The organism is Extibacter sp. GGCC_0201 (genome assembly GCF_017566055.1).
Classification (GTDB): domain Bacteria; phylum Bacillota; class Clostridia; order Lachnospirales; family Lachnospiraceae; genus Extibacter.
Map to the genome: position 1 here is coordinate 1 of NZ_JABFCH010000045.1, position 11976 is coordinate 11976.

Below are 11976 nucleotides of genomic sequence, written 5' to 3' on the forward strand. Positions count from 1 at the left end.
GTCGATATTGTTCTGGCGCAGGATATATTCAAATACCATTTCAGGCATGCCGCCTGTTGACCATACATAAATGTAAATCTTGGTCATATACGGAATCAGACGGTATGCCCTGCGGAAAATTTGCCATAAGTTCCTTGATTTCAGCGGATGTTTTCACAATGGTATATGGCTTCAATGAATTGTCGCTGGGCTCTAGTATACTCATATCAATCATCAAGCCGATATAAGGCAGGACAGATTTTTTTGATTTCTTATATCCGGCATCCGTTAGTTTAGCTGACAGATATTTAGCTGAGGTGTATCCCCGTTTGTCTTCAAGAATTAATTTCATCGTTGTGTAGATGATCATATTTTCCCGGCGGTTCAATTCTTCGGCGGGACTATACTGAATCAACCCGGAAAGACCATATTTTAATTCAATCTCCGGCAAGCCGTTTTCATCTACCAGGATACGCTCAATCAGTATTTCTATATCTTTTCGGTCAAGCGTGCCTTTCTGAATGATGTCATCCACAACATCAAGAGCAGTTTTCAGCTTTTTTCTCACGTCAACTGTTTCCAGTTTGGTATGATTCAGTTCTTCCAGCTGCAGCTCCAGGCCGTGTATGGCGGCAAGAATGTCCTGTTGTAAAGAAGTATAAGTTTCATTAATAATCTCTTCATTTTCGGGACTCACAGCTAAATCTTTCACCTTTTGTGAAAATAAAGTTTTTAACTGCTTTTTCTGTTCTGAAATCATCTGCTGAATATCAGCACGTTTTTCTTCCACAGACTTTTTCTCTGATTCAAAATCTTTCATATCATAGGTTGCAATCATTTCAGACAGCGAATCTCTGCATAGCCGGATATAATTTACAACATCTTCCATGAGGTCTTGCTCTTCGATTAAATGAGCCTTGGAGCAATAACGTCTGCCTTTGGTATTATAAGTGCTGCAAATGTAATATTTTCTTTCACGGCTGGAAGTCTGGCGTACAATCGGTGTTAAACGACTGCCGCAATCCTTACAGAACAGACAACTACCAAAAGGATTGGGGATTTCGCTTCCCACCCATTGTCCACGGCTTCCACGGTAGTTATTCCTGACCCGCTTTGCCTTGACCTCTTGTACCAGATCAAAAGTCATTTGGTCAATAATTGGTGGGTGGTGGTTTTCAAAGATATTCTGCTTTTCTTTGGGAACTCGCTTATCTTTGCCATGAATCGTAACCCGTTCCCTTTTATGCAGTCTGAATATTCCAATATAGAAATCATTGTCCAGCATATCCTTTACCATGCCGTCTGACCATTCAGAAGCAATCTGGCGTTTCGTATGCCGTCCCTCTTCCAGTTCCCGTTCATGGCGAACCATAGAGGGCGTAGGTACATGATTCTCAGTCAGATATGTGGCGATTTTCCGATAACCGGAGCCTTTGAGATAGAGGTCAAAGACCATTTTTACATATTCGGCCTCTTTGGGAACAATCTCTATGATTGCTTTATCTTTTTCATTCCGTTTATATCCAAAAGGCGGCTGTGTCATTAAAGTTCCCTCTTTCTGCCGTGCGCCTAGCGCACGTTTGATTTTCTTGCTGGTATCCTTTACATATCTTTCATTATACCATGTTTTTATACCAATGGTATCATCATCGGAATTTAAGGAATCATAACCGTCATCAATTACAATCAGTTGCTTTCCCCGTTCCTGAAATTCATCCAGAAGAAGTAGAACTTTAGCATTATGTCTGCCCAACCGGGAAAAATCTTTGACAAAAACCGTATCAATGTCTTTATCCAAATCTTCCATTAACTGATTAAAACCAGGGCGGTCAAAAATGTATCCAGAAACACCGTCATCTTCATACCATCGGTCAATCACGATATTCCGTTCAGCCGCATACTGGCGGATAATTAACATTTGATTTTCAATAGAAACATAGTTTCGTTTGTCATCATCTCTCGATAGGCGGACGTATCCAACATTCATAACTTCACATCCTTTCATAGTGAAATATAGATATAAGCATAATGTAAATATAGAATATATCTAAAATAACAATCTGTCAATCCTGATTCCAATGATTTTGAATCAACGCTTTGATTCCACTATGAATGTCCTTTTGGTTATTCCCATCCAGATATGTGACAACACGAAAACCTAAGTTTGTGTACTTCTCCTTTGTCTGGTCAAATTCTTCTTCTGTAGGAAAGTCAGTTTTCCAGAGATAGTAAGTCGGTTTATTCAATGTGTATCACATCCTTTTTGCCTTATAATCAATATATGAAATGTTGTAAAAATAGTGCCTGTCTGCGGCTATACCAGATACAGAATATCTTTCAGGCGGCTTTGGCCCACAGGAATTTCACCTCTGCATGGTTCTCATCCAGCCGCACCCATTGCTTGCGACGCTACTAACGCTCGAACTGTGGCTATGCGGGAGTATCATTATCGTGTTACCTAAAAGATGCCATATGAAATTTTCAAGGTGCTGCAAGGGATTCTTGAAAAAATTGAATGTATCAGATATACTTTTCAAGAGTGCCTTGCTGTGATTTCATTTTATAAAAGCGGAGGGTTTTCCTGAATGGCAGCGACTTGGCACAGATTTGGCAAAAAAATATAAAAGGATGATTTGTGTTGAGAGATAGATTGGATTTTTCTTCTGTTTCAAAAATAATTTTAGATAACCGGGGCGTGGATGGCCTATCCCAGGTTGATTACTTTTTTAGGTTGTTTGAGGCTGTTTTTGAACGGACTGACTTGTGTGTTTCTATGCCGGAAGATGCTGATGTGAGTAAGATATTAAATGGACAGAGAAACGTACCGAAAGATATTGTATTTTTCTATCAGGCTTCCCCTAATACTTTGTCACTCAAGAAAGCTATGAATAAAATACTGGATGAACTGCCTGATCCGGCATATGTTAAAGAGCAGATATATCATCTTTTGTGGAATGACAGTAGCATTTCCGAAGAGAAAAAGCGCTTTCTTATGGGAACTTATGAGGAAACAGATTCTTTTTTGGCATCTTGTATTCAGTTTGGAATGTCCAGAAACTTTATTTCCAGGAATAAAAAAGCAGCCGGAAATACCTTTTTCTTATCTGACTACCTTTTAGACTGCAAATTGCCGTCTGTGAACCGCCATTTTGTCGGAAGAGATAAAGAGCTGGAAGCAATACGTTCCCTGCTCAAGAAAGAACATTTTCTGTTTCTTGAGGGAATAGGTGGAATTGGAAAATCTGAGCTGGCAAAGTGTTATGCAAAGCAGTATCAGAAAGAATATACTCATGTGGTCTATTTACGATACAGAGGTACGCTAAAGCGTACAATTCAGGAATTGGATTTTATAGATGATACACTTGAAATGACGGATGAGGAACGCTTTCGGAATCATATGAGATTTTTTAAATATCTGGACGGAAATAGTTTGGTGATTTTAGATAATTTCAATTCTGTACCAGAAAATGAGCCTTTGTTTCACGAATTTTTATCTATGAAATTTCAGGTTTTGGCTACCACCAGGAGCCATATAGAAGAAGTACCGTGTTATGAAGTTAAAGAAATACAGGAGATAGCAGATTTGCAAACATTATTCTGTGCTTATGCTCCAAAAGCGGTTGAAGATAAAAGCAATGTGACAGAAATCATTGAAAAAGTGTATCGCCATACTTTAACAGTAGAATTGGCGGCAAAAACATTAGCCGTTTCCTGTATGAAACCAGCGGAATTGTTGAAAGCACTGCAAACGGAAGGGCTATGTTTGTCCAATCCTAATAAGGTGGTGCTTACGAAGGATTTTTCGTCAAAAAAAGGGCAGTTATATCAGCATATTCGTTTATTATTCCAGTTACAGGGACTGGCTGATGCAGATATTCATATATTAAGAAATATGACGCTGATGCCGGAGACGGGAGTTTCAAAAGAATTATTTCATTTCTGGCAGGGAAGTTATGATTTTAACTGTACAAACGATTTAGTAGAATATGGTTGGATACAAGAAGATGAAGCGCGAAATCAGCTTGCCTTGCATCCGTTTTTAGCAGAGGTTTTGAACTATGAAACACAACCCGCCATATCAAATTGTGCGGATATTTTAAAGGGAATCTTTGAAAACTGTGTTCTATATGGTTTGGATGTACCGTACTACAATGAATTGTTGAATACGATTGAGAGCATCTATCGGCATATTCGTATGGATGATGTAACTTCGGCTGCTTTATTTATGGATACTACCATGTCTTATCTTTGTAAATACGGGCGTATGGAAGCGGTAGAGCGTATATTGGCAGTGCTTCAAAAATTGCCTGGCTTTGAGGAAAATAGGCGGTGGATTGGCATATATGACTGCTATGCCGGGTATGTAGAATATATGAAAAGCAATTATCAGTCGGCCCGCCAGTTTTATGAACATGGAATAGAAACACTTAATCCAGTACATCCGGTATATGCTGATTTGATTTCCAATCTGTATAATAATCTGGGTCAGGTATATCTGGCGTTGGGAGACAGTGAAAAAGCATTACAGTTTGTTCATCACGCACTGGAATTAAGAAAATTCTATGATTTGCCATTTTCTCACGATACGATTGTGCAGCAATTAAGTTTCGCACAGATGTTGGCGGCCACGAAGCAGCAGAGAGAATCACGAAAGATATTGTTTTCTCTCATCCGTTTATTGAAACCAATGAATAGCATGAAACTGATGTTGGCGGAAGTTTATTATACCTTAGCGGTTATAGAACAAAAAGAAATGCCGGAAAATTCCTTAGATCATCTAAAAAAGGCAAAGCAATTCATGTTGGAGGGATTTTTGTATCCTGATAGTCCAGAAATCAAGACGATAGAGCGATTGATTCAAAATACCAAATTGTTGGTAAAAGGATTACAAGATGGTTTTTTAAAACGGATACCGAAAGAAGCAATAGAACAAAAGCCTGATAGGAGTTGAGTCTTATCAGGCTTTTTGTTTTATTCTTCTTTAAGTTTTGTTGCCAGAAAAGCAATGACTTCTTCTGGGGTCGGTTTCTCTCCCTTATAATTCATCTCATCCCATAGTGCCTGTGCGGTAGAATCCGCATTTTTCATGGCATCGTCTGTGGCAATTTGAATTTCTCTTCTAATTTCTTCCAGCGGAATCCCCTCTTTTTTTGAGAGTTTCTTTAATGCTCTTTCAGCTCTTTGAATATCATTCTTCATTTTCATTCCTCCCATAATTCCAATCCCAATTTTTCAATACACCTTTTTCGCTGATACTCATCTGGAATTTGGCTGCAAAATTCAGTCAGCCATAGCTGAACTTTGTTACTAACACCCTCGTCTTTATAATAATCGGGATACTCTTTTAGAATTGCTTTGTGACGTTTCAGCATTTGCTGTTTCATTTCATAAAATTCTGGGAAGAGTTCACCGATTTTCACTTCATAATATATTAACCCCATATTACAGGTAATGCAGGTAATTCGGAGGTAATCACTAAAAGTCATAGGAATTTGCCGCATTAATTTCTGTTTATCATTCACACTACATAGAGATAGAAACCATTGTTCCTCTTTATTTACAGCCTTTTCAAATAAATCTGATTTCAAATTACTCACTCCTCACTATAGCCGAATATCTGACAATAAAATTATAGCCGAATCTTCGGCAATGTGCAACCGTTAAATGTTTTTTATAATGAATTAACAGGAAAGAGGTGAGTGATATTATTAGTTATGCACCATTTTGGAAAACGCTTGAGAAAAAGGGCATCACACAGTATGAATTGATAAATGAATATGAGTTTAGTACAGGCACATTAGATACTTTAAGAAAAAATAATAGTATCACTATGAACACTCTGGAAGATATATGTATCATGCTTGATTGTGAAATATGGGATGTAGTAGAAATTATAAAGCCAAAGAAAGAATAATGACTGTGGAAATATTCCGGGTCATTATTTTATTGCCAAATATTCGGCAACGTATAAAAAACTGCATTTTCCTATAATACATAGTATAGATTGATATGGGGAAGTGATTATCATTATTAGTTATGAGCCATTATGGAATACACTAAAGAAAAAGGATATCAGTCAATATTCGCTGATTAAAGAATATGGATTTAGTACAGGAACTCTGGATGCACTGAGGAAGAATAGAAGTATTACTTTGAATACATTACATGATATTTGCAGGATGCTTGACTGTGAGATTACAGATGTTGTTGAATTCACAGAGGATAATAACGGCCAATCGAAGTAAGATTTTCGATTAGCCGTTTTTTCTATCGGGATTGTGTTCTGTGCGGTGTTTGGGAGTGCTGGCTATGGGGCTGATGACGGCTTTTGTATTTTGCAATCTCCAGACGGGAACTCATTATAAATCCCTCCTCTATATTCCGCTTGTGTTTGTCATAGATATGAGAGACACCGTTGTTATCCATAACAGCGTACATTAATTCCCGGTCATATTCTAACTCCTGGATATGGTCTGATTTTTTCTTTAAGGAAGAGTATTTTTCCTGAATATCCAGGTGTTTTGTTTGAAGTGAAGTATAATCTTTCAGCAGTCTGTCAAAATCCTGTTTGAGCTTATGATAGTTAGCTTTTTGATTATCCAGAACAGTGTGAAGAGCTGCGGTGGCTTTTGTAATGGCAGTGGAGATTTTTTCCGGGAGAGTTCTGTCTAAATCATCATACTTTTTTTGTGCTTCCATTGCCCAATTTTGGCAAAATAAAGTTTCTTTTTTCTGCTCCTCAAGTTGTTTCTTGGTATCCTGTAATTCCGAAAAAATTTTATTGTAGACATCTTCAGGAACAACACCCTCCTGTAAATGTTCAATATTTGCAATTCGCTTTTTGAGTAGTTCATTTTCCTTATCTTTAGAAACGGAAATAGAATGTGCGTGTTGAACGATAGGCACAATTCTTTCTTGATATTCTACAGCCGTTTCTGCCTTTTTAAATAATCCAGCTTTTTGCTGTGGTTCTGGAAGTGTGATTGGAGCAACCGCCTCATTTACCATAGAATAGAAATTGTCTATATCCTGATGACGTGCTTTACTCCCTTTTAATCCACGATCAAGATTGTGAAGCTGACCAACTTCTGTATGATAGCTGTCCTGTAACTCTGACAGGCGATATTTGGAACCGCCTAAATATTTGGTATAATTCAGTTTTCCTTTCTCATCCAGCGGAATGATAATGGCATGGATATGAGGGGTGCGCTCATCCAAATGCAGTATGGCAGACAGTACATTTTGAGAGCCGCCGAAATGAGAGGACAGCCATTTCATATTATCCTGACACCAGGTATCAATGTCAATGTTCCCATTAGCTTCTCCACCAAAGGTCAGCATAAATTCAACTGCATATACAGCATTCTTGGCTATTTTATGATTTCCGTTTTCATACCAGGGTGATGAATTTATCTTATCATGAAAACAGTCTACATAGGATTTCCCCGGTAATCTTCCGGCTAACTCAATGTTAAAGGATGTTTTTGCTTCATCGGCGTTTGTGATGTTTTTTAAACGCAAATTGTGCTGGTAAGCGCCGCCTAAAGCACCAACGGATTTTATTTTTTCAATTCTGCATATTTCTTTTGCAATTCCCATGAAATTCCCCCTTTCAAAAATATAGGCTTATAATGAGTGACTTAGCGAATGAAACTGCCATTGTCGGATAAATCCGGCAATGGGAACTGGCTGGCAAACGAGAAATAAATTTTTCATTCGGCTGCCAGCAGACATGAGCGAAAGCAAAAGGCCCGCTGCCAAAAATCATCCAGCGGATGATTTTGAGAAGCGCCCTCGGAGAGCGAACGTGCTTTTTGCAGAGCAAAAAGCGGAGTGAGTCCGCTTTTTCCCTTTCGGCTGGTAGATGCTCTCACGAGTGTCAGAAAAGCTGCGTTGGCAAGGTACTAACGGCTTGAAAAAACAGTTGCCGTTTAAAAGGTATGGGATACCTTTTGACAACGTCCGGGAAATGAGCGCAAAAAAAGAGCCGTGATTTTTCACGACTCAAAATAGATTACTATTTAGTTTTTGTATTCTTCTATGTACTAGAATTTTATTTTGAAGGTCTTTCTTTTTCCTGAACCAAATCACTATCAAACGATACTTTTACAACTGCATCATTTATTTTAGTTCCAGTAAACTGCACAGCATACTCTTTAACTTTTTGCAGATTTTTAAGCGTAATTGTAAAAGTGTTATCACTGACGTTTTCATCGCATTTTTGGCTCCATAAAATCTCATCAGCATTTCTGTCCTTTATTTCTACAATGCCACTTTCGCCATCCATTTGAAAAAAAATTTCCGCATCTAAAGAATCCATATCCTCGGACACACAGAATAGAAGTCCATTCTCAAACGGATCAGTGTTACTGTAATCTGCGTCCATGTCCATTTCAAGAACTGTTTTTTTGCTGTTTTCTTTCGCTACACTGCTGGATTGATTATCATCGTTTTTTGAACACGCTGTCAGGCCGACAACACTAATCATAACAACTAAAAGGATGATTTTTTTTGTGTGAAACATATTCTTACCTCCACAATCTCAAATTTTCCAGCCCCAACAACTGGGATTTATCTCTTACTTATAAAATGAAATGTAAAACCATAGGATTAAGCAGAATTAAAATCACACCAATCCCACATACAGCAATTATTTTTTGGAAATTTGATTTTTGTTGTTCAATCATATCATTATACCAGTTCATGCACTATTACCTCCAAAATTTCTAATTTTCCACTCTTACAAACTGGGATTTATCGGGGTAAAGTGATTATTTAAACTCTGCTTTTTTAACAGTAATTTTAAACATCAAAAAGTGTTCTGAATCAGCCGAACTATAATGGCTAACTAATACGGGGCATTCTTCCATAAATCTCTGTTTTAAAGAAACATCGTTGCATTCTTTAGCAATTCCAGTAATGCGAAGCCATTCTCTTGTTCCTTCTTTTTTTGCAATAAGCTGCATATTTCCATTAGCTCTTAGCTGTTTATGTACCTCGTTTCCATCGTGAGTTGAAATATATAAGTTTTTTCCGACTTCCATTATTGCACCAAATGGTCTGCAAGCAGGAAAATCACCATTCATTGTTACAATAAAAAAGCAACCACAATCTTTTATAAATTTATATTCTTTACTCATTATTGCTTACCTCTCTCAATTCTAATTTGCTCTAATCAACAACAATTTTAATTGGGGAACATTTTCCACTATTACATTTGCTTTCGGAAACACTACAAGCGGCAACTCCCAATGTAAGATCCATCAGAGCTTTCAATGTAATTTTATCTCCCGCTTTGGAGAGCGGTTCTTCCACTAAAATACTGCCATCAGCGTTAATTTTCGTGTGCATGAATAAGTTGACAGGTGTAATAATGGCGCGTTGTTCTTCAAGCGCCTTATTGATATTATCAAAGCAGTTCGGGTGCCCTTCGCCGTTATGATAAAAGAAATCATACATTTCCGGTCGGCAGCATGGATGAAGCAAATCGTGTTCTCCCACATCGTCAGAAAGTACCTTCATCATGGGATGATATAAATTGGTATAAATAATACTGCCAACATTTAGTTTTAGAGACTCGTTACAGTCAATCGTCACTCCGGTTGAGAGAAACTCTTTTACATTTCCGTTCACTTCGGCAAAAAAATCCACCACTTGACCGCCTTCAATATCAATAACTGTAATACTTTGACCTTGCTTAATATCAATTTTCATTCCAGAACAGGCTGGGATAACATACTCTTTACTCACTGTATTCGCCTCCACAACTTCTAATTTATAAAGGTATTATATCCCTTGGGTAATAAAGTTACAAGCATGATAAAGTGACAAAAATGTTTTGAGTTTTCAGTAATTTGGATTCAGAACCCATCTTTCCTTAGCTGATATTATTTTGTCATTTTTATCATTTTCCCTTTAATTAGGGCCTTTTAGTGGATGTTTTAATCACTTATTTTGTCATCCCAATATATTTTTATATCACTTCGCTTTAAACTTCATTTACTCAAAGGGAATTGTATCTAACTCCATTTCATCCACTTCTAAAAATCCCTCATCTACAAAGGAAAGATTATCAAAGTAATACCCCTGACTGTTTCTTTTGACAAAGTACCCTTTTTCTTTCATCATACGGAAGAAAGCTGATTTCCCATGTGCCTGACGATCATTTTCAGTGCAATACTCTGTGTAACGCTGATACATATCACTACGCTTGATTTTGGAGCCATCGCTGGCATATGTTTTTTCATCCAGAAAAGCTTTTATACTGTCTGCGTTACGGTAAAGTTCTTCTATGCATTCCTGACTATGACTGCTTTCCACAAAGCAATTATTTATATATAGCTGCTTTAAAGCTGTCATTGCCTGATAGATAATATAATTGGATTCTGACTTTAGTCTTTCCTTGAGATGAATGTCTTTTTCCTTTTCTGGAATTGTCTTGCTCATATCAAGCACCAGAAGCCGCCGATAGTAGGCGTTCGTCTTATCATCCAGGTTTAGCGGCATCTCATTTGCCGAAAAAAGTAGCTTTGCATAACTGTGAAACTGTGTGGGGTCTTGCCCTTTCTTTTCATACAAAAGCGTATCTTCCCCAACTGCTTTTTTTATAATATCCACGCTTTGCATGGCAGCACAAGGAATATCAGCACAAGCGTTTAACTGTTTCCCAAATAACCCGGTAGCATAAAATCTTTTGTTGAGGTCTTGCAGAGAAATGCTGGAGCAGTTTTCTATCCCGACAATGTATTGAATCAATGCAATGGCAACGGATTTACCTGTTCCGCCTTTTCCTTTAATCATCAGGAATTTCTGGAATCGTGTATCTGTGGTCATGCAGTATCCCATATACTGCCAAAAGGTCTGCTGGTCTTTTTTATCCGGCAAAGACATACCAAGGTATTTCTGGGTACATTGCCCGTTATTTGCTACATCGTTTGCTTTTTCAGGATAAAATGTAAATGGAATTTGGTTAATCATCAGATATTTTGTATCATGGGGAATCATCTCCCAGTTTTGCACATCAAAGTATCCGTTTTGGAAATTGACCCAGTGGGCGGGCTGATTATTCAAATCTGAGAATTTACGCTGTGCTTCCGGCTGACTGATTAAAAGGTTATAGATGCCCTGAATGAGAGTGCTTTTGATACTGTCCCGATAAAGAAGCTCCTGTATCTTAGATTTCAGTACCAAACCATTTCTGTCCTCATTATATACACCTTGATTATAAATATATGGAGTGCTACCCAAAATAAAAAAGGGAACCGTTTGCATTAGATAGTCCACAATTTCCATATCTAACACACCGATTCTCTTTCCATATTCATTAAACTTATAAAAACGATTCAGGTCAAGCTGTTCTGCCGGATCTCTTTCAAAGCGGGTAATGAAGCGTGAGAGAATTGCTTTTAATTCTTTTTGGTTCTCCAGCTTTTCCAGATACTCCTTATCCTTAAACAACATCCAGCCTGAACGGAATGACAGAAATTCTTGTTTCAGATAGCTTTCAAGGCAATCATTTGACTTTTTGGTGGAACACGCCGGGATATAGCAATAGTCACTTCTGAATGTACCTTGAAAGGCTATGTCTGTCATATATTCCTGTAGTGTGTCTATACTAAAATACCCCTCTGTATCAGTGAGCAGTGCAACACTTTGATATCCTGATGCAATAATATTGAAAGCCAGCTCCTGATTGTCCACTAAAAAGATATATTTTTGTTCCGGCGTACTTGGCTTGGTAGCCATATACTGTTTGAAAAAATTTATATTCGTATCAATCCCCCCTTTAACGCAAAGAAAGACGCCTCCTCTGCGGAAACGCCTTTCAGTGTTCATTATGCTTATCAATGGGCTTATACAGCGGCTTTAGCGGCTGTCAGCCTGTCTATCCAGTTGCATATGATTACAATAGATTCTAAATTTACATTATGTAATGGTTTACACCTTTTCGTCCGCCGAGCACAAGCTTGCCTTTTAGGTCCTCCCACTTAAAGTCCG

The 11976-nt window shown here is 37.9% G+C and carries 11 protein-coding genes; 3 read left to right on the forward strand and 8 right to left on the reverse strand.

Going from position 1 to position 11976, the window contains the following annotated elements; genetic code table 11:
* Nucleotides 1-40 precede the first annotated feature (40 nt).
* On the reverse strand, nucleotides 41-1966 hold the full coding sequence (locus HJV72_RS18400; RefSeq protein ID WP_208073246.1) for a recombinase family protein: 1926 nt from the start codon (nucleotides 1964-1966) through the stop codon (nucleotides 41-43).
* Nucleotides 1967-2617: 651 nt separating this feature from the next.
* On the opposite strand from HJV72_RS18400, the gene HJV72_RS18405 reads away from it, so the two are divergent.
* Nucleotides 2618-4930, forward strand: coding sequence for a tetratricopeptide repeat protein (locus HJV72_RS18405; protein WP_243765701.1), 2313 nt, complete (start codon nucleotides 2618-2620; stop codon nucleotides 4928-4930).
* A 20-nt stretch (nucleotides 4931-4950) separates the two neighbouring features.
* Here the strand turns inward: HJV72_RS18405 and HJV72_RS18410 are convergent, their stop codons facing one another.
* A complete protein-coding gene (locus tag HJV72_RS18410; RefSeq protein WP_208073248.1) occupies nucleotides 4951-5178 on the reverse strand; it encodes a hypothetical protein in 228 nt (75 codons plus the stop codon).
* Nucleotides 5179-5180: 2 nt separating this feature from the next.
* Nucleotides 5181-5567, reverse strand: coding sequence for a hypothetical protein (locus tag HJV72_RS18415; protein ID WP_208073250.1), 387 nt, complete (start codon nucleotides 5565-5567; stop codon nucleotides 5181-5183).
* 107 nt (nucleotides 5568-5674) lie between these two features.
* On the opposite strand from HJV72_RS18415, the gene HJV72_RS18420 reads away from it, so the two are divergent.
* Complete coding sequence (locus tag HJV72_RS18420) at nucleotides 5675-5893, forward strand: helix-turn-helix domain-containing protein (RefSeq protein ID WP_330619043.1); 219 nt, start codon at nucleotides 5675-5677, stop codon at nucleotides 5891-5893.
* Nucleotides 5894-5996: 103 nt separating this feature from the next.
* Nucleotides 5997-6224: a helix-turn-helix domain-containing protein gene (locus tag HJV72_RS20395; protein ID WP_334299344.1), complete on the forward strand. Its 228-nt coding sequence runs from the start codon at nucleotides 5997-5999 to the stop codon at nucleotides 6222-6224.
* A 22-nt stretch (nucleotides 6225-6246) separates the two neighbouring features.
* On the opposite strand, the gene mobV is transcribed toward HJV72_RS20395, so the two are convergent.
* From mobV to HJV72_RS18450, 5 genes are all read right to left on the reverse strand, one after another.
* Complete coding sequence (mobV, locus tag HJV72_RS18430) at nucleotides 6247-7578, reverse strand: MobV family relaxase (RefSeq protein WP_208073252.1); 1332 nt, start codon at nucleotides 7576-7578, stop codon at nucleotides 6247-6249.
* Nucleotides 7579-8032: 454 nt separating this feature from the next.
* The gene (locus tag HJV72_RS18435; protein WP_208073255.1) at nucleotides 8033-8503 is read right to left on the reverse strand and encodes a DUF4624 family lipoprotein; all 471 of its coding nucleotides are present in this window, start codon (nucleotides 8501-8503) and stop codon (nucleotides 8033-8035) included.
* A gap of 247 nt (nucleotides 8504-8750) precedes the next feature.
* A complete protein-coding gene (locus tag HJV72_RS18440) occupies nucleotides 8751-9119 on the reverse strand; it encodes a pyridoxamine 5'-phosphate oxidase family protein (RefSeq protein WP_208073257.1) in 369 nt (122 codons plus the stop codon).
* A 31-nt stretch (nucleotides 9120-9150) separates the two neighbouring features.
* Nucleotides 9151-9729: a DUF1989 domain-containing protein gene (locus HJV72_RS18445; RefSeq protein WP_208073259.1), complete on the reverse strand. Its 579-nt coding sequence runs from the start codon at nucleotides 9727-9729 to the stop codon at nucleotides 9151-9153.
* A 249-nt stretch (nucleotides 9730-9978) separates the two neighbouring features.
* Entirely contained in the window at nucleotides 9979-11814 is a 1836-nt protein-coding gene (locus HJV72_RS18450; RefSeq protein WP_243765702.1) for a DNA primase family protein, read from the reverse strand.
* Nucleotides 11815-11976: the final 162 nt, after the last annotated feature.